We start from the raw sequence: 24,373 nt of genomic DNA on the forward strand, positions 1-24,373 counted from the left end.
CTTTTAACGTTTTAAAAACTGAACTAGCGATGACGCTGTCTGATTATTATGGGGAAGCACATGTTTAAAAATATGCCAGTTACCGGTGTTGCAGCCGCCTTGCTGATGTCCTTGTCGTCTGCCGTGATGGCGGCCGAAGTGCCGGCGACGTTTGATCCGAAAGGCTGCAAGGTCGATTATCCGAAAGCCTCGCTGATGAACGAAGAGCAGGGCACGGTCACGATGTCGTTCCTGGTCAATGCCGACGGCAGCGTTGCTGATTCGAAAATTGAAAAAAGCAGCGGCTTCAAGAACCTGGACAAGGCCGCCGTCAAGGGCCTGAGCGCCTGCAAATTCAAGCCGGGCACCAAGGACGGCAGTGCAGCGCAGACCTGGACCAAGGTCGATTACGCCTGGAAGCTGGACTGATACCGGCGCGCACTAGCGGTGCGCGTTGATAGCATGACGGGCGGCGCCAGCGATGGTGTCGCCCGTTTTGCTTTGTTGCAGTCGACTGTGTGGCACGAATGTGCGCCAGAGCGCTGTGCGCAGGCCGGCATCTGGTACTCTGGCAACTTTCATCGTCATCGTCATGCATCGGATCGAAAGGCCTGCTATGTATTCCATTCAAAAAGTTGCCGCACTGGCCGTCGCCAGCCTGATATTGTCGGCCTGCGCCAGTGTCGGCGGGTCATCCGGTTTGCCCGCCGGCCAGACGGTGTCGCTGGTCAACAGCCTGAGCTGGGTCAATCCAGTCGATGGCAAGCGCGACGGCGTGCGTACCAGCTGGCCGCTGAAGGATGGCCGGCTGGCGAATGAAAATTTTCCTCTGGCGCAACTGAAACAGTGCGACAGCAAAGGACAATGCGCGTTTGGCGTGATGCGCGCGCAGCGCAGCGTGCCCAGCTTTGTGTATGCCGAAGGCGGCGTCAATGTGACCTTTGCGCTCGATATCGATGTGGCGCGGCGCCAGGCGGCGCGCCAGGGTGAAGTGCAAACTGCCATGGCCATACCGAAAGATGTACCGGCACTGGCTGGCCATCAGGATATCCGGCGCACTGTTGGCCTGCAGTACGGCAAGGTTGAACAGGTGGAGCTGGAGCACGGCGTGCGCTACCAGTTGTGTGCGCAGCGCCACGACGCCATTGGCAAGGCCATCGACGTTTGCGAGATCCCGTTTATTTGATGATCGTGGCGGCCGGCAGCAGGCTTGTGGCTGGCACGCGACACTTCATGTTGCACTATGCTTCGGCGTGTAACATTGGGTAAAACCGCAGCAAAGCATCGCTTAATTTCTTATAGTGCTAAATTATAGAAGGAGTGTGCGATGAAAACCTTGTTGGCAGTAATCTCGATGGCCGCTCTCGGTGGATGCGCAGTCGCGCCACCGGGCCCGGCCTATTACGGTACGCGTGCGCCGCAAGCCGCGTTCAATCCCTATGAATGGCATACCGTGTCGTCGGAGCCGGTGCAGACGTCGCGCGTGGTCGGTTCGCCGCGCGTGGAATATACCAGCGAGCCGGTGTATGCACAGCCGCAGCCGGTGTATGTCCAGCAGCAGCCGGTCTACGTGCAGCAACCGGTGTATGTGCCGGCACCCGTCTATGCGCCACAGCCGTACTATTACAATCCGCCCGTGTCGATCGGCCTGGACTTCATGTTCGGCTTCGGCCGCTCCGGCTATCGTGGTCCGCGCGGCGGCTGGGGTGGCTATGGCCGGTATCACGGCCGGCGCTGAGGTCAGGCCGGCTAAGCTTAATGGAAGTAGATCGACGCCTGGTGTAACACGTCTGCCGAGCACAGCAAGTACATCGCCGCGCCGGCCAAGCCTATTTGCAAGGCGCCAAAGCTGATCGGGATGAAGCGGGACATGTCGTACTCCTGTGGGCTGTGTAGGGGATGGTCAGCGCTTGCTTCACTGCTGACCGTATGCCTCTATGGTAGGCCAGAGTAATGCCTACAGGAATCGGAAGAATGACCATCGCCCTGTAGGACGACATGCCGTGAAATCGCTTATGAGCGGTTTTTCCAGCGCACGATCGGTTCTTCAGGCGCCGTGTCCGGCACGTTCGAAATTTCCAGCCAGTGGGTCAGGCGTTCGGGATGCTTGAGGTTGATACCCATGCCATCGATAATGCCGACCTGTTCGAGCAGGCGCGCGTCCAGCTTGGCCTTCGATACCGTGGGCGCCGTCATGACCAGGCGGTCATACGCCTTGCGCGCCTTGTTTTCCCATTTGTGCAGTCCGCTCTCGTCGAAACGGTTCGATTCGAAATACACGGTCAGCGTGCCATCGAGGTTGCCGTAGCCGACAATGCCGGCGCCGCGGCGGATGGTGGTGCTGTTATTGTCGATATCAAATTCGGCGGTCGGCACGAAGACGCCGGCGCGGCCATCGATATCGGGACGTCCGACCGGCGTGTCCTTGCCGTAGGAACTGGTTTCAGTAATTGTTTTCTCTTCAGACATGGCGTTGTGGCGAGCTCAGTTGGCCGCCGGTCTGGCGTGGACTGCTCACCATCCTGTTCAAAAAATGCGTGCGTTGATCAAAGCGGGGGGTAACGGCTTTGGCGGAGCGATGCTGGGCATTGCTTGATAAGATATGCTGCTATTGTAGACTTAATTTAATTCTGTCGGGCAACATTGTGAAGGTTTTACCTTCTCTGACAGCCATGAAAAAAGCCGCCCGGCAATTGCAAGGGCGGCTGTGGCTGAGTGCTTGTGGTTTATGCGGAACGCTTGCGGCGCGCCATGAAGCCCACCAGGCCCAGGCCCATCAGCAGCATGGCGTAGGTGCCTGGTTCCGGCACGGCCGAGACCACCGACACGTTGTCCAGATACGAGCCAAAGCTTGGCGACGAAGCCGGGCCGACCGACTCAAAGCGCAGCGCGGTCGAGGTGCCGAGCGCCGTCACGCTGCCGCTATAGGTCTGCCAGATACCGGTGGTGTTGCCGACCAGTGGCGAGGCCGTCAGCAGGGTATTACCCCAGTACACATTCATCAGGCTGTTGGCACCGCCGGCCGTATCCGGGCGACCCGAGTAGGCGAACGACAGGATATAGGTGCCGCCAGCCGTGGTGGAAAGGGATTGCGAAACCGAGGTAAAGCGGTCGGTGTTCAGTTCCAGGTACTGGATGCCGTTGGCCGCGACCGGGTTAAAGCCGCTCTGGCCGCCTTGGGTTGCGCCTTTTTGAATCTCGAAAGCGTTGCCGCCGTTGACCGACGAGGTCCAGCCCGTCACGCTGCTCAATTGCTGGACCGCACCGGAAATGGTGTTGGCTTCAAAGCTGCCGTTCACGACCAGTTCAGTCGCAGCGTTGGCGGCACCAGCGCTAGCCAGGGTGGCCAGTGCGGCGATTCGGAAGAGGGTGGCAAGCTTTTTCATCGTTGATCCAATAATTGGTTAAATATAAATTTCATTTCTTAAAACACATCGACAGAATATCACCAAAATTCTCCCGGCGATACAATATCTACAAAATATATTTTCATATTAGAAAGAATTGTGCATTCCTTGCAACATCCTCCTGCCATGTTCAGAACGCCAGGCGGCCTTGCAGATAGACCATGCGCGGCGCGCCGACCAGCTTGCCCAGATTGCCGTCCGAGGTCCGCGTAAAGTAGCGGTGATCCAACAGGTTGTTGGCGCCGGCGACCAGTTCCAGCCCCTTTTGCCCCGGCACTTTCCACTTCAGCTGGGTGTTCCAGGTGCGGTAGCCGGGAATGCGGCCCAGGCTGCCATTGAGGTTTTCCACCGCCGTATTGGCGTCGTCCGCATACTGGCCGCTCTGGTGGCTGGTCGACAGGTCGAAGCCCCAGGTGCCCAACTGATAGTGGGCGCCCACTGTATCGGTATTGCGCGAGTAATAGGGCACGTCGTTGCCGGCATTGACGCCATCCTTCAGCGTGGCCTTGGTGTAAGTATAGGTCGCGTAGGCGTTCAGGCCAGCCAGCGGGCCGGCCTGGTCGAAGCGGTAGTCGAGCGCTGTTTCCAGGCCGCGATGGTGGGTGGCGCCACGGTTGAAGAACACCGCGCTTTCGCCGCTGCCGACCGACTGGATCTGGTTGTTGAACTTGATATTGAACAGCGTCGCTTCGGCCGACAGCTGGCCGCTCTTCCAGCGACCGCCCAGCTCGCCCGTTTTGGCCAGTTCCGGCTGCAGCGGGTTCTTGTCGGACTGCGAATTGAGCTGGGTGTTCTGTACTGCGCCAAACGAACTGTTGTAGTTGGCAAACAGCGTCATATTGCCATTGAGCAGATACGCGACATTCAATGACGGCAGCGCCTTGTTGTTGAGCAGCTCGATCTTCTGGTCGGCCGGCAGGTGATTGAAGCGCTCGGTCTTGATATGCTCGTAGCGCACACCCGGCGTAATCCGCCAGGCGTCGATGGCGATCTTGTTGTCGATATACACGGCCTGCGCATCGGTGGCGTTGTCGGCAAAACGCGTGGGAGCCTGCTGCACGCCGGTGGCCAGCACCACGTTATAGATGGTTTCATCGGCGCGCTCGCGCAGGTAGCGGTAGCCGACCGTCACATCATGCGTGACCTTGCCTGTTGCAAAGCGCTGCGTATAGCGCGGTTCGATGGCGGTGGTTTCATAATTGCGCGGCTGCTTGCCCAGGCCGGTGCGCGCGGCATTGATCAGCGTGCTCGAACGCGAACTGTCGTTGTAATAAGCGCGCACTTCCACTTCCTGGGTGCTCGACAGCGCATTGAGGTAGCCAACGTCAAAGCCCTTGCGCTCGCCATCCCAGTAGTCTGTCGGGCGCGTGTTCTGGAACGGATCAGCCTTGTACTGCGCCTGCGTCAGCCCGCCCGGCGTGCGCGACAGCACATCGTAGTACGACAGCTTGCCGTACACCTCGGCCGTTGGGCTCAAGTCATAGCGGAACTTGAGCGCAAAGTCGTTGACCTTTTCATCGCTGCCCACGCGCCAGTCGCTGCCGCGCATGCCTGAATACAGCACCGCCAGGCCCAGGCCGCTGTCGAGTTGGGTGCCGACAAACACGCTGGCCTGGGTGTTGTGGCCGGTCTCGGTGTAGCTGTTGTAGCGCACGGTAGCGTCGCCCGTCACACCCGCTTCGGTCGGAATGCGGCGCGTCTTGAAGTTGATAATGCCGCCCACGTTCTGCGGCCCGAAGCGCACCGCCCCGCCGCCGCGCACCACGTCCACCGTTTCGATATTGGCCAGGCTGACCGGCGCGAACGACAGCTGCGGCTGGCCGTAAGGCGCGACCGACATCGGGATGCCGTCGAGCAGCACCGTGCTGCGCGGCGAATAGCGGCCGGCCAGGCCGCGCACGCCGATATTGAGCGACACCGCGCTGCCGGCGCTGCCCGAGTTGTCGCTGATCTGCACGCCGGGAATGCGGCGCATTACATCGCTGACACTGGCCGCGCCCGAGTTTTCGATATCGCTTTTTTGCACTACCGTGCGTGCGCCGGCAAAGTTCTTTGTGCTGGCCGCCATGCTGGTGCCGAGCAGATTGCTGCTGACCTGGATCGATTCCAGGACCGGACCGGCATTCTCGGCGCTGTTGGCCACGGCGTCTTGCGCCAGCGAGGAAAGAGGCATGCCGGCACAGGCAAGGGCGACAGCCAGTACGCAAGGGCGCAGGACGAAAGAAGAGGCAGACATAAGAGTTCTCTAAGCAAGGGGATAAGAATGATAATTATTCTCAATGGTGGCGTCAATTGTATGGCAGCCATAATTGCTTGGCAGAACTGCCGGTGTTGCGCTGGCAGCACAAACAGCCGTACCGGGCCGTGCGCGGCAACTTTTGCGCTTCTTGTATACTGCCGTTTTTGCCGTACCTGACCACAGCGTAAAAATGAGCCAAACTATCGAGAACACCATGGAGTCCGAACCAGCGCCAGGCGAGCGTCGCCAGAACGACGGGGCCGCGCCTGAACCTGCCCGCAAGCTCAATTTGCTGGTGGTCGACGACAACCCCGAGGTCGGCGAATCGCTGGCCATGTTGCTCGAAGCGTTTGGCCACAACACCGTGGTGGTGCGCAACTGGCAGATGGCCGTCGAACAGGTCAAGCTGTGCGTGCCCGACGCCGTTTATCTGGACATTGAAATGCCCGGCATCAGCGGCATTGAAATCGGCCGCCGCCTGCACAACAACCCCGACACCGCCAACGCCGTGCTGATCGCCGTCACCGGCCACAGCCTGCCGATGTATATGGACGATGCGCTGGCCGTGGGCTTTCGCCACTTCCTGGTCAAGCCGGCGCGGCTGGAAGATATTGCCGCCACGTTGGCGTCGGTGATGGCGGGCTGAGTTCAGCGTGAACCTTCCTGGCGTCCTGCTCAGCGAGCGCCTCGCGTTGGTGCTGGCCAGTCGCGAAGATGGCGATGCCGTGTTGCATTACCGCGAACTGAACCGGGAACATCTGGCCCAGTGGGAGCCGCAGCGCAGCGCGTCGTATTACACCGCAGAGGCGGTCGGCCAGCATCTGCTGCAGATCGAGCAGCAGCATGCCGCCGGCGCCGCCCTGCATTTCCTGCTGCGCCTGCACGATAGCGCCGACATCGTGGGCCAGTGCAGCTTCACCAATATCATCCGCGGCCCGTTCCAGGCCTGCCATCTTGGCTTTTCTCTCGGACACATCTGGCAAGGCAAGGGGCTGATGCGCGAGGCGCTCAAGCTGGCCATTGCGCATATGTTTGAAGTGCAGCAACTGCACCGCATCATGGCCAACTATCAGCCGGCCAATATCAACAGCGAAAAATTACTGCACAGCCTGGGCTTTGAGTGCGAAGGGCTGGCGCGGCAGTATCTCAATATCAATGGCCGCTGGGCCGACCATGTGCTGACATCGCTGATCAATACGGGCTGCATCGCGGCTTGAATCGCATCGTCAGGAATCTTCGGCCGGCTCATGGACGCAGACAAACCCGCCTGCCTGCGCCATTTCATCGCCTGGCTGGAATCGGCGCGGCGCCCGGGCCCCGCAAGCACTATTGTAGATATTCACGCGGGCAGAACATGGATGTGCCATAGCGTTACACCACGCTTGGGCGGCCACTTTATAGGGAAGCACATTCCCTGTTGAAATGGCTACGATACATGCAGTCACCATTTCCATGAAAGGACTGCAACATGTTATCCCGCGATACCCAACAATTTATCCAGCAATGGAATGCCATTTCTAACGATGTCGGCGCCGCCCTGCTTGGCCGGGCGGACGCCACCGCCATGGCCAATATGCGTGCTGCCTACAATGACGTGCTGGCGCAAAATATGCCACCTCCCGGCTTGACGTTCGAGCCGGTCACAATCGGCGGCGTTTCTGGAACGCTCATCACCCCTGAGCAGTTGCTCACCGATGCAGTAGCGGTGTACATCCATGGCGGCGCTTATCTCGTCGGCGACCCGAGCGGCTATCTCGGAATCGGCGGCAACTATGCGCAGGCGTTGGGCGCACGGGTCTATCTACCGGCCTACAGACTGGCACCCGAGCATCCCTTTCCTGCCGCCCTGGACGATAGCCTGGCGTTTTACAGCGGCCTGCTTGAATCCGGTATTGCTGCACAAAAAATTGTGCTGATCGGCGAATCGGCAGGCGGCGCGCTCGTCGTGACAACGATGGTAGCGGCGCGCGCGCAGCATCTGCCGCTGCCAGCGGCTGGCGTCGCCATTTCGCCGTGGGTCAACCTGCAGCACACCGGCACCTCAATGCGCACCCGCGACGGCATCGACCCGACGGTCTCGAAGGCGGGTCTGGACATTATGGCCGGGTTTTTCCTTGGCGGCGCCGCGCCCGATGAGCCCCTGGCGTCGCCGGTGTTTGCCGATGTGACCGGATTGCCGCCGATCATGATCCAGATCGGCGAATCCGAAGTCATGCTCAGCGACGCCTTGCGCCTGGCCACGCACCTGGCAGAAAGCGGCGTACGCGTGACGCTGGAGTCGTGGCCAGGCATGTTTCACGCCTGGCACTTCATGGGAAATAAGCAGTCGCAAGCTGTTGCAGCCTTGCGTAGCAGTGTCGCATTTATTGCCAGTGCGCTGGACGGCACTGCGACCTGAATCGCGATGCTAGAGCGGTGCGCGTTGCCATGCCCCGGCCAGAAAGTCGATGAACAGGCGCACCTTGGGCGACAAGTGCTTGCGTACCGGATAGACAATGCGGATCGGATGCCGGGCCGTCTGATAGTCCGGCAGCAGCACGTGTAGTTGTCCTGTAGCGATAGCTTCGCGCATCAGATAGGCGGGCAGGTGAACAATGCCCATGCCGTTGACGGCGGCGCGGCACAGCACGTCGGCACTGTCGGCCTGCAAGCGGGCCGCCTTGCTGAAACTGATTTTCTGCTCATCGCGCTGAAATGCCCACGGCAGCGACCGGCCCGCACTGGCAAAGAACAGGCACTGATGGGCGTGCAAGTCGTCCGGGGTGGCTATCGGTCCCGCCGCTGCCAGATAAGCTGGCGCTGCACAGGTGAGCATCGCCTCACTGGCGATAGTCTTTGAAATCAAACTGGAGTCGTATTTCGGTTCACCTATGCGCAAGGCGACATCGAAGCCTTCGTCGATCAGATCCACCAGACGGTCGCTGAACGCCACTTCGGTGCGCAGTTCCGGCCATTGCTGCAAAAAGCGCTCGACGATGGGCATGACATACAGTTGCCCAAGCACCAGCGGCAGGCTGATGCGCAGCAAGCCCGTGTGGGCCTCGCTGCGCGTCGCCATCATGGACTCCGCTTCTTCCAGTTCTTCGAGTATGAGCAGGCAGCGCGCGTAAAAAGCGCGGCCGTCGTCGGTCAGGCTGAAGCTGCGTGGGGTTCGGTTGAACAGCCGCACATGCAGCCTTTCTTCCAGTCGAACAATGCTCTTGCCTATGGCAGAGCGGGTCAGCCCGGTCTGCGCCGTCGCAGCAGTGTAACCACCAGCTTTGCTCACGGCGACAAAGGTGGCGATGTCGTTGATATTGCCAAGTGCCAAAGAGCCCCCGTGCTAGTGCGTCGAGGCAATTGTAGCAGGTGGGTCAGACCTTGCATCGGCCATGGTTGGCAGTGAAATGCGATACTGGAGAAAACCACTTTCCATACAGGTGCATGCATGCGCAGCAAACCATTGCAACCGACACGACACCCGCGCTTGCTGCCCGCCCTGTGCGCCATCGCCGCGGTTTTGCTGCCTGCTGGCGCGCATGCAGATACCGCGCTAGCCGACCCTGCGCATCCGGCCGACCAGCACCTCTACGCCGGCCAGTACGACCTGGCGACCAATCTCTGGGGTATCCGTGACGCCGGCAGCGCGTGGGCGGTCGGTCTCTTTACGCATGCGCCGTCGAGCATGGATGGCGCCGGCTACACTTGGTCAGGCGTCGGCGGCAGCAGCGACAGCGTGAAGGCTTATGCCAGCGTGCGTTACGGCGCCAGCAACCAGCACAATGTGCCTGGTGAATCGGGTCTGCCTTATCTCCTGGGTGACAATCAGCGCAACATTAACGTCGCATGGGATTTCACGGCCGATAGTATCGACGGCAAATACAACCACACGCTCGACATCTTCTTCAACGCCAGCGCGAGCATGAAACAGACGGAGATCCGCGGCGAAATCATGATCATCACCGAATCGTCTCAGGATGCCCGGACGCATGGCTGGGGCGCCAGGGACAGCCGGCCATTCCTCATCGGACCCGAGACCTGGTACGTATGGCAAGCCACGCAAACATCGCATGGCCACAGCTGGCACGTGACGCAGTTCCGCAAGCGCGTCGACAGCCGCTCGTTCCACCACAACCTGAAGGATTTTTTTGCCGAGGCCGCTACGCGCCGCCCCGACATTTTCGGCCCTGCCAATTACGTCATGATGGTCGAGGCCGGCACGGAAATCAAAACCGGCGCCGGTAGGGTGGTACTGGACAGGTATCGCGTCAAGGTCGATTGAATCACGACTGAAGCCGCGTTGGAAAATAAGAAAAACCGTTAGAAAATACAAAAAAAGGGTTACAAGCCGAAGCATGTAACCCTTTGATTTTCCTACTCATTCTGTGGGGTGGCTGATGGGGCTCGAACCCACGACAACAGGAATCACAATCCTGGACTCTACCAACTGAGCTACAGCCACCACTGTCTTACTAACTACCTTGTTTAGCTGTTTTGCTGAACAGGTGCCGAATTATACAAAGAAACCCAGCGAACTTGCAAATATAAATGCGATCTTTTTTTACTTTTCGATAGATTGCATGAATGGCATCTTGATCTACACCGACAGGTGGGCCACGGGCGGGTGCCAGCCGAGCAGTCCGTCGAATGCTTGCTGCAGTGATGCGACGGTAGCGGTGGTGTAGCCCTGCATGTGCGGTGCAGTGATATCGGCGCGGCGCAGGCCGGCGGCGTCGAGCAGGCGGGCCAGCTGGCGGGCGACGGCTTCGCCGGTGTCGATCAGGATAATCGGCTGCTGGGTATGGCTGCGCACGATGCGCTCGATCGCTTGCTGCACGAAAGGGTAGTGGGTACAGCCGAGCACCAGTGTGTCGGCGCCTTGCGCCAGTACAGGGGCAATATAGCGTTCGAGCATGGCGCTGGTGGCGTCGTCGGCGTCGCTGCCCAGGGCGCATTGCTCGATGCGGTCGGCCAGGCCGATGCACGGCTGCAAGATGAACGTGGCGCCGGTGGCCGCGCTGACCTGTTCGCGCAGGGCCAGCAGCTTTTCGCCGCGCAGGGTGCGCTCGGTTGCCAGCACGCCGATGGTGCCGTTGCGGCTGGCCGTTGCCGCTGGTTTGAGGCCAGGCTCGACACCGACGATGGGCAGCTCCGGGTAGCGCGCGCGCAGCGCCTTGATGGCGGCGATGGTGGCGGTGTTGCAGGCCACCACCAGCGCCTTGCTGCCCTGCGCAAGCAGAAAGGCGGCAATTGCCAGCGAACGGTCGATTACCTGCTGCTCGGTCTTGTCGCCATACGGCGCGTAGGCCGAGTCGGCCACGTAGATCAGGTCTTCCAGCGGCAGCTGGTCGCGGATATGGCGCAGCACGGACAGGCCGCCGACGCCGGAGTCGAAGATGCCGACCGGCAGCTTGATGGCTGCGCCGTCACTTGGGGTTGAAGTCATATAGGCCGATAAAATAAAAAACGCCGCGCTGAGATTGCCGCGCGGCGTGGAGGGTTTTACGGCTTAGGCCACCGTGACAGGAATCTTGCTCACGCTATTGAGCTGCTCGATTTTTGCCTGCCATTCTTTCGGGCCGGTGTTGTGTACCGAGGTGCCCTTGGCGTCGACCGCCACCGTCACTGGCATGTCGACTACGTCGAACTCGTAGATCGCTTCCATGCCCATGTCGGCAAAGCCCAGCACTTTCGCGCCCTTGATGGCTTTCGACACCAGGTAGGCCGAACCGCCGACAGCCATCAGGTAGGCCGACTGGTGTTTCTGGATCGACTCGATGGCAACCGGGCCGCGCTCGGCCTTGCCGATCATGGCGATCAGGCCGGTTTTTTCCAGCATCATGTCGGTGAACTTGTCCATGCGCGTGGCGGTGGTCGGGCCGGCTGGGCCGACGACTTCGTCGCGTACCGGATCGACCGGGCCGACGTAATAGATCACGCGGTTCTTGAAGTCCACTGGCAGCTCTTCGCCCTTTGCCAGCATGTCCTGGATGCGCTTGTGGGCAGCGTCGCGGCCGGTCAGCATTTTGCCGTTCAGCAGCAGGGTCTGGCCCGGGGTCCACGAAGCGACTTCTTCTTTGGTCAGTGTGTTCAAATCAACGCGCTTCGACTTTTCGGTGTCCGGCGCCCACGATACGTCAGGCCAGGTCGACAGCGGTGGCGGCGTCATGTAGGCAGGGCCCGAGCCGTCGAGCACGAAGTGGCCGTGGCGGGTGGCGGCGCAGTTCGGGATCATGGCCACCGGCTTGGAGGCGGCGTGGGTCGGGTGCATCATGATTTTCACGTCCAGCACGGTCGTCAGGCCGCCCAGGCCTTGCGCGCCGATGCCCAGCGAGTTGATTTTGTCGCACAGCTCGATACGCAGTTCTTCCAGCTTGTTCTGCGGGCCGCGTTGCTTGAGTTCGTACATGTCGATGTCTTCCATCAACACTTCCTTGGCCATCAGCATGGCTTTCTCGGCCGTGCCGCCGATGCCGATGCCCAGCATGCCAGGCGGGCACCAGCCTGCGCCCATGGTCGGCACCGTTTTCATGACCCAGTCCACCAGCGAATCGGACGGATTCATCATGATCATCTTCGACTTGTTCTCCGAGCCGCCGCCCTTGGCTGCGACCTTGACGTCGACCGTGTTGCCTTCAACCAGTTCCATGTGCACCACGGCTGGCGTGTTGTCCTTGGTATTCTTGCGGTCGAAATGCGGGTCGGCCACGATCGAGGCGCGCAGCTTGTTGTCGTCGAAGTTGTAGGCGCGGCGCACGCCTTCGTTGACGGCGTCGGTGACGGTGCCGGTAAAGCCTTCAAAGCGCACGCCCATGCCGATTTTCAGGAAGACGTTGACGATACCGGTGTCCTGGCAGATCGGACGCTTGCCTTCCGCGCACATGCGCGAGTTGGTCAGGATTTGCGCGATCGCATCTTTCGCCGCCGGGCTTTGCTCGGACTCATAGGCGCGGGCCAGGTGTTCGATGTAATCGGCAGGGTGGTAGTAGCTAATGTACTGCAACGCTGCGGCAACGGATTCGATCAGGTCTTCTTGCTTTATGACAGTCATGGTGTTCTCGCGAGATATAAGAAGGATGAAACTGGTTAGTGCTTAGTGCGGTTGACGCGCCTGGTTCTGCGTCACGGTCATGATGCGGTCGGTATAGGCAATCGCCATGGCCGACAGGATGAAGACCATGTGAATGACCGTCTGTGCGATCACCACGTTCGGTTCCTTCGCGTAAGCGTTGGCGTTGATAAACGTTTTGAGCAGGTGAATCGAGGAGATGCCGATAATGGCCATCGCCAGCTTGGTTTTGAGCACAGACGCATTGACGTGCGACAGCCATTCCGGCTGATCCGGATGGTCATCCAGGTGCATGCGCGAGACGAACGTTTCGTAGCCGCCAATAATGACCATGATCAGCAGGTTCGAGATCATCACCACGTCGATCAGGCCCAGCACCACCAGCATGATGGTCGCTTCATTGAGCTTGACCGGTGGCGCCACGCCAGGCACGGTCACGGCGCTGATCACGTGCTGCAGTGCGGCGTCGTTGCCGAACACGGCGCCGATCAGGTCCGACAGTTCTACCCAGAAATGAAATACATAGACGCATTGCGCAAGGATCAGCCCCAGGTACAGCGGCAGCTGCAGCCAGCGCGACATGAAGATGAAGGCAGACAGCGGATGCAGCTTGGGGTTTTTAGGCTTGTGTGAGTGGTCGGTCATGATGTTGGAGGTGTCGTGGGATTAATACCATTTTTCGGCATGCCCGACATTTTACACTTGCTGTTCGTCACTGCGCTTGCCTGACCGACAGAAGTTTATCTTGATGAAACACCAGAGAACCCCATATGAACAGGCGGCAGCCAGGCTGTCGGCTTGACGCCCGTCAAGGTTGGCAATTATGGTTAGAATGAGGAGAGTAAAAGACCAGCCTGTAAGGCGTCCGTAAGACGCTGGGCATATGGTACGAGGAAACAATTACTACACTGGAGACTAGCATGGCTACAGAGAACCAAGGGCAGGGCACGCAGCAGCAAGGACCTGAAGAGTCGCGTATTTTCGAGCCGTCGGCAGCGTTTGCCGCACAGGCCACCATTTCGGGCATGGACGCCTACAAGGCCATGGTGGCAGAGGCCGAGCAAGACTATGAAGGCTTCTGGGCCAAGCTGGCGCGCGAAAACCTGAGCTGGAAAAAACCGTTTACCCGCACCCTCAACGAAGACAATGCGCCGTTCTACAAATGGTTTGAAGACGGCCAGCTGAACGTGTCGTACAACTGCCTGGACCGCAATATCGAAAACGGCCACGGCGACAAGACCGCCATCATCTTCGAAGCCGACGACGGCACCGTCACCAAAGCCAGCTACAAGGAACTGCACGAGAAGGTATGCAAGTTCGCCAACGGCTTGAAAGCCAAGGGCATTGCCAAGGGCGACCGCGTGATCATCTATATGTCGATGTCGGTCGAAGGCGTGGCTGCCATGCAGGCCTGCGCGCGTATCGGCGCCACCCACTCGGTGGTGTTCGGCGGCTTCTCGGCCAAGTCCTTGCAGGAACGCATTATCGACGCTGGCGCCGTGGCCGTCATTACCGGCGATGAACAGCTGCGTGGCGGCAAGAAGCTGCCGTTGAAATCGATCGTCGACGAAGCGCTGGCGCTGGGCGGCTGCGACTCCGTCAAAAACGTGATCGTCTACAAACGCACCGGCAGCGACATCAATTTCGTGGCCGGCCGCGACACCTGGCTGCACGAACTGGTCGAATCCCAGAGTGCGCAGTGCGAGCCGGAATGGGTCGATGCCGAGCATCCATTGTTCATCCTCTACACATCCGGCTCGACCGGCACCCCGAAAGGCGTGCAGCACTCGAGCGGCGGCTACCTGCTGTGGGCCGCGCTGACCATGAAGTGGAGCTTCGACATCAAGCCTGCCGATGTGTTCTGGTGCACCGCTGACATCGGCTGGGTTACCGGCCACAGCTATATCGCCTATGGCCCGATGGCCGTGGGTGCCACGCAAGTGGTATTCGAAGGCATTCCGACGTTCCCGAACGCCGGCCGCTTCTGGGAAACCATCAAGAAGCACAACGTCAGCATCTTCTATACCGCGCCGACAGCGATCCGTTCGCTGATCAAGGCCGCCGACGTCGACCCGAAAGTCCATCCGAAGAACTACGACCTGACCAGCCTGCGCCTGCTGGGCACGGTGGGCGAGCCGATCAATCCGGAAGCGTGGATGTGGTACTACAAAAACATCGGCGGCGAAAAATGCCCGATCGTCGACACCTTCTGGCAGACCGAAACCGGCGGCCACATGATCACCCCGCTGCCAGGCGCCACGCCGATGGTGCCAGGCTCATGCACGCTGCCGCTGCCGGGCATTATGGCCGCCATCGTTGACGAGGCCGGCCAGGACGTGCCGAACGGCCAGGGCGGCATTCTGGTCGTCAAGCGCCCATGGCCATCGATGATCCGCACCATCTGGAACAACCCGGACCGCTTCAAGTCCAGCTACTTCCCGGAAGAGCTGGGCGGCAAGATGTACCTGGCCGGTGACGGCGCCATCCGCAACAAGGACACCGGCTACTTCACCATCACCGGCCGCATCGACGACGTGCTCAACGTCTCCGGCCACCGCATGGGCACGATGGAAATCGAGTCCGCGCTGGTGGCCAACCCGCTGGTCGCCGAAGCAGCCGTCGTCGGCCGCCCGGACGACACCACGGGCGAATCGATTTGCGCCTTCGTCGTGCTGAAACAGGCGCGCCCATCAGGCGAAGAAGCCAAGAAGCTGGCGCTGGAACTGCGCAACTGGGTCGGCAAGGAAATCGGCCCGATCGCCAAGCCAAAAGAAATCCGCTTCGGCGACAACCTGCCCAAAACCCGCTCCGGCAAAATCATGCGCCGCCTGCTGCGCGTGCTGGCCAAGGGCGAAACCATCACCCAGGACGTCTCGACACTGGAAAACCCGGCCATCCTGGAGCAGCTGAAAGAGTCATCGTAAGTCCGCAGCCGACGCCAGGGTAGGTCGGATTAGCCGGGCCGCGCAGGCGGGCTTCGCCCGCGTAATCCGACAACATTGCCAGCATTGGCAATATTCTCTGCCGCCGCCTATCCCGGCGGCAGATGAGGTGTTGGTTCGAAGACCTTTACTCCAAAGTAAATATCTTTGGCACCCCAGCGTTTCCCTGCTATAATCTGCGGCTTCGCGACAAGCGAAAACAGTACGCAATGCAAGAAATTGCCGCATTGCCTGCAGGAGAGGTGGATGAGTGGTTGAAGTCGCACGCCTGGAAAGCGTGTATAGGTTCATAGCCTATCGGGGGTTCGAATCCCCCTCTCTCCGCCACAGATACAAAAAACAAAAGGCCACCTTCGGGTGGCCTTTTGTTTTTTGTGCTCGGCGGAGAGAAGCACGCCCCCTGCGGGGCGTGCGCGGGGGATTCGAAGGCCTCGCGCCTGCAGGCGCGTGCCGCCCGAATCGCCCATCTGCTGCCGCTACGCGGCAGCTTCGCGCGCCGAGGGCGCGCTTCGTGGTCCTGATCAGGTTTTTGGCTGAGCATGCTTCCACGACGTCCAACGCATCAGTCCGTGTCTAATTGGCACACTGACCCCGGCAAACGGAACTGCTCCCGGCACACAGCGGATGGTCTTGCGTAAGCGATCGGAAGGCGGCGGCTGGCTCGAGTTACTGCTGTTCTTGGTGACCTTCGATTCCAGCACCTCCAGCCGTTCCCAAAGGGGCAACACGACGCCCTCAAGCTCGCCGCGTGTGAGGGCGGAGAAGTCGGGAGGGGCGCGTTTTTTGCCATAACCAGCATGATGAGCCAGCTTTGAAAAGGTTTACAACTGTTTTATGAAAAAGCGTTCAGGCTGAACAGTTACAAAAATTCTTCGATTGGAAAGTTTTTTATTGTAGATATAGCATGTTGAGGGCATCTGAAAAATCACACCATGTTAGTATTGAAAATGGTATTCTTTATCCATTTGCGCTTGATGGTATCTTTGTCCATTCGCGCGTCAACTAATCATGGGTCGATATGTCGCCAGAAGATTTAAACCAGGATGCACAAATTTTTCTCAAACGACTTAAAAATGATGAGCGAAATTGGGTTTTGAAAGCATTGACTTGCATCAGGCGTAATTTTGTCGATGCCGATATATGGACGACTGGCGGTGTTGATAGCAAATATATCGACATTAGGGTCGGAGTAAAAAAACCTGGCAAAATAAAAGGTCGGCCATTGCTGTATTTTCAAAAAATAGCAGGCTCGAAGGCGAGACTTTCACTCAATAGCGATTACCGGGACGGTGCAGGGATCGCTGCCACGATCGATATGTCGACCAGTGCAGGAGATGTCGCATTGAACGCGTGGTTGGGAAAACTAAAATTGCATCTTTCGGAGTGGCCGGAGGCGATGAGCGGTGATGGGAATGTCCCTGCAAAATATGGAATTTCTGAAATTAATAAGACGGAGCCAGATGGAACGGGCTTGCCGCCATCAGTTTATGATGAGCGGATAATTCCCCTGAATCAAATCTTATACGGTCCGCCTGGCACCGGGAAAACCTTCAATACCGTCACCGCTGCGATGGAGATCGTCGCACCGGAAAGTGTGCAGAATTACAACGAGCACGATCCGCAGTCGCGCCAGAATCTACAAACAGCATTTCAGCAATATTTGCAAAGCGGGCAAATCGTTTTTTGCACCTTCCACCAAAGTTTCAGTTACGAAGATTTTGTAGAGGGACTGCGCGCGAGGTCAGAGCAAGGGCAGTTGCAGTATGCTGTCGAGCCCGGTATTTTCAAACAACTTTGCGAGCGCGCCAAGCTGGGAACGACAGCGGCGGAAGACCCGTTCGATAAAGCGATAGCGGTACTTGCTGAGCTTTGCAGCGACCCTGAAGCTCGTCCCGTTCTATCAACCCGAACAGGGAAAAAATTCGAAGTCGAATACGAAGGGAGCAAGACCTTCCGCGTGTTCCCGAAAGAGTCGACGGTGCACGATGCCTACTACGTGGCCAATATTGAATTGGTGCGCAAGCTTTACCAGGGGCATGATAAAAAAGGCATGTACAACCCTTCTTACGTCGAAGGCATGCTGAAATACTTGAAAGAGCAGTGCGGCTTGCCGACTTACCAGCAAGCCCAATCGGTGGCGCAGGAGCGGCGTAATTTCGTCATTATTATCGACGAAATCAACCGCGGAAATGTTTCCCGTATTCTTGGCGAACTGATTACGCTGATCGAGCTAGGTAAGCGTGCCGGCAATGCCGAAGAGCTGTCAGTCGTCTTGCCGTATTCGAAAGAGCGTTTCAATATTCCATCAAATGTCTACATCATTGGCACGATGAATACGGCCGACCGGTCGCTGGTCGGCCTTGATATCGCTTTGCGCCGCCGTTTCGCATTCACTGAAATGGCACCAAATCCCGACCGTTTGAGTAATCTAAATATCGGTACACTGAACATCGGGGAGCTGCTGCGTGCCATAAATCAGCGCATCGAAGTGCTGCTGGACCGTGAACATTGCATCGGCCATGCCTATTTCCTCGGTTTGAACGAGCAATCGGATCTCGCGGATCTGGCGTACATCTTCGACCATCAGATCATTCCGCTTTTGCAGGAATATTTTTTTGAGGATTGGGAGCGTATCAGCTGGGTTCTGAACGATCAAAACAAGCCCGACCCGGCTCACCGGTTTATTGTCGAACCAACGCAAGCGGATGAAAGCGTGGAGGTATTGTTCGGTAAAGGGGCCGAAGCCTTGAAAAACAAGCGCTGGCGTTTGAACCGGGGCGCATTTGTGTTGGAGCAAAGTTTCATCGGCATATTGCCGGCGAGCAAAGCGTGATTGACGTAGTCGTTCGCGAATATGCCAGGCTGACAACGGCTGAGGTCATGCCGAGCCTGGATCTTGCGCAGCTGACCCAGACTGCTTTCAAGTGGCTGTGCAGCATGAATGCGCAATTTCGTAAAAATGGTGTTGTTCTGTTGCAAATTCAAGATCAGCAATGGTTGTGTCTCGATAACTTCGTTGGAGTCATCGAAACGCCTTGCGGCACGCGCTTGGAAATTTTACCCAAGCATATGTACAGCGCTGACGACGCGGCCCGCTCGCGCAAATTGTTGTGCAAAATGCTCGGGGTGGTTCACGACCTGCCAGTGCGCGACGTCGGACCTGCCGATATCGAACTGTTCGACCAACCGCTGACGGAATGGGTCATGCGCCAGTTCCTGTTGTCACTGGAACATTTGTTGGTGCGCGGTATACGCTTCGACTATAACCGTGTCGAGGAAGAGCAGCGCTATTTGCGGGGGCAACTGGATGTGGCGCAACAGATGCGGCAACCGGTCGGCAAGCAGCATTTTTTCCGTATCCGGCATGATGTCTTTCTGCCTGATCGTGCAGAGAACCGGCTCATCAAGAAAGCCTTGGACAGCGTTGCTAAGGCTGCGCAAGATGCTGGCAACTGGCGCTTGGCGCGCGAGCTTTCCGGCGCGCTGGTCGATATCCCTGCATCCCGCAACCCTGGCTTGGATTTTGGCAATTGGGCTGACGATCGTTCGATGGCGCATTATCGCGACATCAAGCGCTGGTGCGAACTGGTCTTGGGTCAGCAAATGCCGCTGACGCAACAAGGCGCGTGGCATGGGATCAGCATGTTGTTTCCGATGGAGAAGCTGTTTGAGCGCTATGTCGCTAAGTGCTTGGCCCGCATGATGCCGGCGGGCAGGCGCATCAGCACTGGCGTGGGCAGCAAGCATTTATGCACCCATCTTGAGAAAGAATTTTTCCAGCTCAAACCCGATATCCTGATCCAATCGGCCAACCATCCGCCGGTCGTACTGGACGCCAAATGGAAAAGGCTTGCAGGCAATGGCCCAGAATCAAAACTTAATTATGGATTAAGCCAGTCCGACTTTTACCAACTTTTCGCTTATGGGCATAAGTATCTGGAGGGGGAGGGTACGCTTATTTTGATTTATCCATGCAGCGACGTCTTCCCGGCGGCCTTGGAACCATTCCATTTTTCAGGCAAGCTGACGATGTGGGTAATTCCGTTTGACCTCGACAAAGATCTCTTGATTGGCCAATATCGTGCCTTGCCCTTTTTGGTGGATGCCGCCTGATCGGGGAGCGTGCGTGGCGCATCGCGCGATGCTCTTGTTAGGTATCGGCGGATGAGGTATTCGCCTTCGTCACAGTGCACGGGCTTAGCGTCTTAGTTGACCTTCCAGTGAATATTAGCTATTATCGTATCACGACATCATTCGTGGTCGGCATACGCAAATTACGGATTCTCTTTTCTCACTTATAAAAAATAGTGGGAGGCGGATCCGTATGGCCACGCGATCAGCCTCCTGAATCTCACCTAGGAGCCTGAAAATGAAAAATCTCGTCCCATCCCCCCTCACTACCCCTGAGCTTCGCAAGCTTAAAGGCCGTGCGCTTGCACGTATTGATAGCGAGCAGAAGATGTTGGCCTCCGGTTCGCTTGGCGCCGAGCGACTAGTTCTCAACATTGCACTCGATTACATGGAGCGCCACCCAGGCATGCCCTTGAGCGAGGCCGTTTTCGCGGCGCAAGCTTACTGTGATCGAGCACATAGCTAAGCAAGGGATGACCATGAATAAGCAAACGACATCTGTTTCGTATAACGACGCCACTTATCACCTCCGCATAGGAGGTTGGCTTCAGCATCTTCATAGCGATCTCTCAGAGGCACTCATGGAGATAGCTACAGAAGACATTCGGCTACCTAACGGGCAGAAAGCAGGCGATTACAAGGCTAAAAAAAAGGAAGAATATGACGCTCAGCCTGACAGTTCCTATTCATCAGCCAAAAAGTATCTAAATGTCTGCTCACAGCGCGATTTTAGGCTTGATTGGGACATGCTCATCGGCGTGATCAAACAAGAAATAAATGGCACATGCGTTCCTCTTCTATTGGCAAAGCACAAGCTCTCTGGGCCAGAGCGGTACGAAATCCTGAGAGCAGCGAGCAACGGGCACGTTGGTGCAATGTTCTGGATTGGTGCTCGGCTTAGGGCCAAAAAGGATGACAATTGTCTACTCTGGTTATCGATGGCTCACAACCAGGGGCATGTCGGGGCGTGCTACGAAATGGCAGTACATCTTAAATCCAAAGGTAATCACAACGAAGCTTTACGCTGTTTGATAGTTTCCGCCGATGGAGGGTTCGATATCGCCTACATGAGTATTTTTAACATTGACAACTTGATTACTATGTTTAAGATCAAAAAAGTTAATTTACTTGAAAATATGTTAGATGAGTTTGCGGCAACCCACTCGTCAAGCGCCAGATATCTCAAAGGCATGCTAATGCTTTTTCAAGGAAAAAAAACCGAAGCGCTGGCAGTTTTGGAAGACTTTTTGAAAAGTCCGAAAAGACAACCGCCGAAAAGTAGTATTGATAAGGTGTATGAAAAACAAATCAAGGTGGTCGGTAGTTTCGTTGGGGGTATCTTGGCGGATATTGCTTCTGGGATGCAGCCGCTGGGTGCCATCCACGCTCGTTGCGAACAGGTTGGATTCATCAAATTTGAGGACTACGATGAATTAGTCATAGCTGTTGAGAGCATACGCTTATCTGCATAGAGGCCGATTTGGCAAGCAGGTTCGTTGGTTCTCTCTGAAATGATTGTTCGGCTGTACTAGCGTAGATTCAGCTTGACAGGAGATGGCTGCTGTAATTCTGCTTTCTTTTTTTTGGTCGGTTTTTTTGCCTAGTACGACAGGCCGCTTTGGGGCGAAAGCGGAAGGGACAATTAGAAATTATTGAAATTTTATTTTCAAGAAAAAAAATCGGTCAGCCAGATAGGGCATAATTAGGGCATGATTATGCTGTGGTTGGATGAATATAGTCAGAACAAGGAACGCTTCCTTAATAGGAAATTCTCTCTGCAGGCGGAGAGAAGCATGCACGCTGCGGGACGTGCGGGGTGATTCGAAGAATCAGGGCAACTGGCCCGGCCCTCTTCTAATCGACTGATTGCTGGCGCTGCGCGGAAGTCCCGCGCGCCTGTGGCGCGCGCTCGTGGGCCTAACGGTCATGGCGGATTTTCCGCCACCCCATATAATGAAACATGTAATTCCTGCCGGTCTAGTTAGAGGCGTCAGGGGTGACGCTTGGCAAGATGGCGAGAATTACACTACCATTTTCTTGCATCGCTGCAATATATTGCTAGCGAGGGGACAGCCTTCGCCATCACTACGGTTGTTTCACGTTAATCAAGTTTCCGACTGAGCATGCTTCCATGGCGCCCAACGCATCAGCCCGTGTCTAAATGCCGGACCCCGCAACTGCTATGCTGTACAACACCATTCCGGCATCGTGACCAGCGATTCGGTATCGTGACCACTGATTCCGGAAAATGCCCGAAATCGGTTACGTTCGCCCGGAATACCCACATACCTTTCAAAATGCTGTTTATCACACGTATTCGCTATAAAAATGTGAGAATTTACGCACTTATGTTTTGATGAAATGATATGCTCTACCTATATTTGCTTTTGTTAATTTTTCAGTATCCATCGAAATAATATTTGCAAAAAATTAAGTTTTGATATTTTTAATAATGAAAAAGGATAGAAATTGATAAATGCTCTCCCATCTAGTTTAAATAGTCTTGTTGAGAAAATTGATGCTGCCATAAAAAGTTGGCCAGTGCATGTATCTTTGGAGCACGCAATTAGGTGGGTCCTGCAATTTGAAGCCGAAGACTATGGTCTTGCGGTTAGAATTCTTGAACACATTGATGTTTTAGGAATAAGTGAGGTCAGGGCCGCGCTGGAAATTGCACACACTAAGCTACTGCGAAAAATATCAGAGAAGGGAACACCTCTAAAAGGGGATAATACTTTGTTCGCAGCTATTGGCAGCTCGGCTAAGAGTGGATCATTAATTGCATATCATTACAGAGTAACAGCGGATATCGCGGAAGATAACTTTGTTTCAAGTGATGAAGAGGATATTCTCAATTTAACGAAAATTGACAATATTGTATTGGTTGATGACGTGATCGGATCAGGACGGACCATCGCAAAAGAGGTGAAGAGAGTTGGGGAAGAAGTTTATTCACTGTCGCGGTCGAGAAATATATTTGTGTTAACTGTGGCCGGCTATAGTGATGGAATTAAACATGTTCTTGACGAAACTGGTGCGACTGTAGTGACGGCACTTGAATATAATACTAATGACACGGTTGCCAATTTGGATGGAGTATTCTATTCGGGGATGCCAGTATCGGAAAGAAACGTGGCCTTGGAAAAGATAAAAAGATATTGCAGAAATATTTCCACTTCTAGCCTTGGTTACACTGATTTGGGAGGGTTGTTAGTTTTCGATCACAACACGCCCAATACAACGTTGCCGATCATATGGAGTAGCAGTAAAGGATGGCAGCCTCTATTCCCTCGCGCCGGCAAGATTATTGGCGCTGCAAAAATTTTAAAGAGCGCAGCAGATGAACGCGCAAAGTCTGCCGAAGCTAAGCCAAGCCAAAAAAATCCTAACATTCGCCAGACGGCAGAGGTAACGCTTTTCGTAGAAGGGAAGGTTGATGAAATTTTTGTTGATTATTTAAGTAAAAGACAAAATCTGTCAGCTCGTTTGGGAGTTGGTAATATTAATTCGGTAGCATTGGGCGGGTTGTATCAGTCACCAAGATTGTTGGAGCTTCTTAGGGATAGCAGAAAATACGCTATCTTCGTTTTGGATAACGACAAACATGCTGTGCGGGCTGCGGTACGGTTATCCAACCTTGAAGGCGTACAGGTTATGCATTTAAATCCAACCTTTATGGGACTTCTTGATATTGCAAAAATATATTCGCAACGCGACAGATTTCCTGGTCTTCCTGATCAGATCGGAGAGACAAATAATGAGATATGGTTGCACGAGGTAGAAATGGCTACTCTTAAGAGGGGGCCGGTGTACGCGAATTCAGATCGAATTGCACAAATTATCGATGAGTTTATCGATTTAGAAAAATACGAAAATTTTTCTTCACAACTTAAAGTTCACGTAGATAAAATTTTTGAAGAAATAGAACCCTTAGGAAAGAAAAGCAAATAAAAATACTCGTGATAGGAGAGTTTAGTATTGTAGATTGTCTGCCTTTAGGCAAAGTCGTGCAGCTTTCAAGGGCATATTTTGGGGCATGTGGCTAGCCGGGAAGAGCAAGGCCGTAGCGCTACATGGGTTACTTGCATTGATAGGAATCCCCCCTCTCACCAAGGACGAAAAAAGAAAAGCTACCCTCGGGTAGCTTTTCTTTTCGTCCGCAGGCAGAGAGAAGCACGCCCCCTGCGGGGCGTGCGCGCGAATTCGAAGGGTCGGGCCTGCCGGCCCGGCCATCTCCGAATGTGCGCCCAGTATGGCGTACTCCTGCGGGTGCAAGTCCCGCCGTAAGTTGATCACAGCGAACGAAGTGAAGCGCAACTGCACGAGGGTAACCAAGTGTGGGAAGGAAGCGTGGAGCATAAACCATGCGCCGAGGGATACGAACCGGATATAAGGCGGTGTCAGGCAGGGTAAGCGGACATTCGACCGCGAAACTCTTTTGATCAAGGCCTGATTCCGTAGATGCGGCGATTGTGTGGTAAAGGAGTGCGGCCCTTACCTGGGGAGATCCCGCCTTGTGCTTGAAAGGGCGACAGAAAAAAAATCCGGAGCGGTAAGTCAGCAGAGGCCGTAGTAGCTGTCGGTAGCGCCGGGAAGGCTCGACCCCGACAGTGAAGGGCAAACGAGA

At 56.2% G+C, this 24,373-nt stretch carries 21 protein-coding genes and 2 tRNA genes; 14 read left to right on the forward strand and 9 right to left on the reverse strand.

The window, feature by feature from the left end; translation table 11 throughout:
- Nucleotides 1-72 precede the first annotated feature (72 nt).
- The 3 genes from GCM43_RS14480 (at nucleotide 73) to GCM43_RS14490 (ending at nucleotide 1,717) form a co-directional block, all read left to right on the forward strand.
- On the forward strand, nucleotides 73-408 hold the full coding sequence (locus GCM43_RS14480; protein WP_413770959.1) for an energy transducer TonB: 336 nt from the start codon (nucleotides 73-75) through the stop codon (nucleotides 406-408).
- A 187-nt stretch (nucleotides 409-595) separates the two neighbouring features.
- Entirely contained in the window at nucleotides 596-1,165 is a 570-nt protein-coding gene (locus GCM43_RS14485) for a hypothetical protein (RefSeq protein WP_152245454.1), read from the forward strand.
- A gap of 141 nt (nucleotides 1,166-1,306) precedes the next feature.
- Entirely contained in the window at nucleotides 1,307-1,717 is a 411-nt protein-coding gene (locus GCM43_RS14490) for a hypothetical protein (protein WP_152245456.1), read from the forward strand.
- 275 nt (nucleotides 1,718-1,992) lie between these two features.
- Here the strand turns inward: GCM43_RS14490 and GCM43_RS14495 are convergent, their stop codons facing one another.
- The 3 genes from GCM43_RS14495 to GCM43_RS14505 form a co-directional block, all read right to left on the reverse strand.
- Complete coding sequence (locus GCM43_RS14495) at nucleotides 1,993-2,448, reverse strand: hypothetical protein (RefSeq protein ID WP_152245458.1); 456 nt, start codon at nucleotides 2,446-2,448, stop codon at nucleotides 1,993-1,995.
- Between the two features lie 257 nt (nucleotides 2,449-2,705).
- The gene (locus GCM43_RS14500) at nucleotides 2,706-3,365 is read right to left on the reverse strand and encodes an FxDxF family PEP-CTERM protein (RefSeq protein WP_152245600.1); all 660 of its coding nucleotides are present in this window, start codon (nucleotides 3,363-3,365) and stop codon (nucleotides 2,706-2,708) included.
- Nucleotides 3,366-3,516: 151 nt separating this feature from the next.
- On the reverse strand, nucleotides 3,517-5,622 hold the full coding sequence (locus GCM43_RS14505; RefSeq protein ID WP_152245460.1) for a TonB-dependent receptor family protein: 2,106 nt from the start codon (nucleotides 5,620-5,622) through the stop codon (nucleotides 3,517-3,519).
- Between the two features lie 193 nt (nucleotides 5,623-5,815).
- On the opposite strand from GCM43_RS14505, the gene GCM43_RS14510 reads away from it, so the two are divergent.
- The 3 genes from GCM43_RS14510 to GCM43_RS14520 all read left to right on the forward strand — a co-directional run bounded on the left by GCM43_RS14510 (nucleotide 5,816) and on the right by GCM43_RS14520 (nucleotide 8,023).
- On the forward strand, nucleotides 5,816-6,271 hold the full coding sequence (locus tag GCM43_RS14510; RefSeq protein WP_152245462.1) for a response regulator: 456 nt from the start codon (nucleotides 5,816-5,818) through the stop codon (nucleotides 6,269-6,271).
- Nucleotides 6,272-6,278: 7 nt separating this feature from the next.
- Nucleotides 6,279-6,842 carry a GNAT family N-acetyltransferase gene (locus GCM43_RS14515; RefSeq protein ID WP_152245464.1) on the forward strand — a complete coding sequence of 188 codons (564 nt, stop codon included), beginning with the start codon at nucleotides 6,279-6,281 and terminating at the stop codon, nucleotides 6,840-6,842.
- Between the two features lie 251 nt (nucleotides 6,843-7,093).
- A complete protein-coding gene (locus GCM43_RS14520; protein WP_152245466.1) occupies nucleotides 7,094-8,023 on the forward strand; it encodes an alpha/beta hydrolase in 930 nt (309 codons plus the stop codon).
- Between the two features lie 9 nt (nucleotides 8,024-8,032).
- On the opposite strand, the gene GCM43_RS14525 is transcribed toward GCM43_RS14520, so the two are convergent.
- The gene (locus tag GCM43_RS14525; protein ID WP_152245468.1) at nucleotides 8,033-8,935 is read right to left on the reverse strand and encodes a LysR family transcriptional regulator; all 903 of its coding nucleotides are present in this window, start codon (nucleotides 8,933-8,935) and stop codon (nucleotides 8,033-8,035) included.
- 117 nt (nucleotides 8,936-9,052) lie between these two features.
- Here GCM43_RS14525 and GCM43_RS14530 point away from each other — a divergent pair, with 117 nt between their 5' ends.
- Nucleotides 9,053-9,886 (forward strand): glycoside hydrolase family 12 protein, encoded by an 834-nt coding sequence (locus tag GCM43_RS14530; RefSeq protein ID WP_152245470.1) that lies wholly within the window; start codon nucleotides 9,053-9,055, stop codon nucleotides 9,884-9,886.
- 104 nt (nucleotides 9,887-9,990) lie between these two features.
- On the opposite strand, the gene GCM43_RS14535 is transcribed toward GCM43_RS14530, so the two are convergent.
- From GCM43_RS14535 to GCM43_RS14550, 4 genes are all read right to left on the reverse strand, one after another.
- A tRNA-His gene (locus tag GCM43_RS14535) sits at nucleotides 9,991-10,066 on the reverse strand.
- Nucleotides 10,067-10,201: 135 nt separating this feature from the next.
- Nucleotides 10,202-11,050 (reverse strand): glutamate racemase, encoded by an 849-nt coding sequence (gene murI / locus GCM43_RS14540; protein ID WP_152245472.1) that lies wholly within the window; start codon nucleotides 11,048-11,050, stop codon nucleotides 10,202-10,204.
- A gap of 63 nt (nucleotides 11,051-11,113) precedes the next feature.
- Nucleotides 11,114-12,655: a fumarate hydratase gene (locus GCM43_RS14545; RefSeq protein ID WP_152245474.1), complete on the reverse strand. Its 1,542-nt coding sequence runs from the start codon at nucleotides 12,653-12,655 to the stop codon at nucleotides 11,114-11,116.
- A 42-nt stretch (nucleotides 12,656-12,697) separates the two neighbouring features.
- Entirely contained in the window at nucleotides 12,698-13,318 is a 621-nt protein-coding gene (locus GCM43_RS14550; RefSeq protein ID WP_152245476.1) for a YqhA family protein, read from the reverse strand.
- A gap of 275 nt (nucleotides 13,319-13,593) precedes the next feature.
- Here GCM43_RS14550 and acs point away from each other — a divergent pair, with 275 nt between their 5' ends.
- Entirely contained in the window at nucleotides 13,594-15,597 is a 2,004-nt protein-coding gene (gene acs, locus GCM43_RS14555; protein WP_152245478.1) for an acetate--CoA ligase, read from the forward strand.
- Between the two features lie 254 nt (nucleotides 15,598-15,851).
- Nucleotides 15,852-15,942, forward strand: a tRNA-Ser gene (locus tag GCM43_RS14560).
- Between the two features lie 194 nt (nucleotides 15,943-16,136).
- Here the strand turns inward: GCM43_RS14560 and GCM43_RS26160 are convergent.
- Entirely contained in the window at nucleotides 16,137-16,424 is a 288-nt protein-coding gene (locus GCM43_RS26160) for a DUF6444 domain-containing protein (protein ID WP_226929499.1), read from the reverse strand.
- Between the two features lie 209 nt (nucleotides 16,425-16,633).
- Here GCM43_RS26160 and GCM43_RS14570 point away from each other — a divergent pair, with 209 nt between their 5' ends.
- From GCM43_RS14570 to GCM43_RS14590, 5 genes are all read left to right on the forward strand, one after another.
- Entirely contained in the window at nucleotides 16,634-18,448 is a 1,815-nt protein-coding gene (locus tag GCM43_RS14570) for an McrB family protein (protein WP_152245482.1), read from the forward strand.
- On the forward strand, nucleotides 18,445-19,728 hold the full coding sequence (locus GCM43_RS14575; RefSeq protein ID WP_226929493.1) for an McrC family protein: 1,284 nt from the start codon (nucleotides 18,445-18,447) through the stop codon (nucleotides 19,726-19,728). The genes GCM43_RS14570 and GCM43_RS14575 overlap by 4 nt, the downstream gene beginning before the upstream one ends.
- A 256-nt stretch (nucleotides 19,729-19,984) precedes the next feature.
- On the forward strand, nucleotides 19,985-20,212 hold the full coding sequence (locus GCM43_RS14580; RefSeq protein WP_152245484.1) for a hypothetical protein: 228 nt from the start codon (nucleotides 19,985-19,987) through the stop codon (nucleotides 20,210-20,212).
- Nucleotides 20,213-20,225: 13 nt separating this feature from the next.
- Nucleotides 20,226-21,218 (forward strand): SEL1-like repeat protein, encoded by a 993-nt coding sequence (locus tag GCM43_RS14585; protein ID WP_152245486.1) that lies wholly within the window; start codon nucleotides 20,226-20,228, stop codon nucleotides 21,216-21,218.
- A 997-nt stretch (nucleotides 21,219-22,215) separates the two neighbouring features.
- Nucleotides 22,216-23,697 carry a phosphoribosyltransferase-like protein gene (locus GCM43_RS14590; RefSeq protein WP_152245488.1) on the forward strand — a complete coding sequence of 494 codons (1,482 nt, stop codon included), beginning with the start codon at nucleotides 22,216-22,218 and terminating at the stop codon, nucleotides 23,695-23,697.
- Nucleotides 23,698-24,373 lie beyond the last annotated feature (676 nt).

The organism is Janthinobacterium aquaticum (assembly GCF_009208565.1).
Taxonomy (GTDB): Bacteria; Pseudomonadota; Gammaproteobacteria; order Burkholderiales; family Burkholderiaceae_D; genus Janthinobacterium.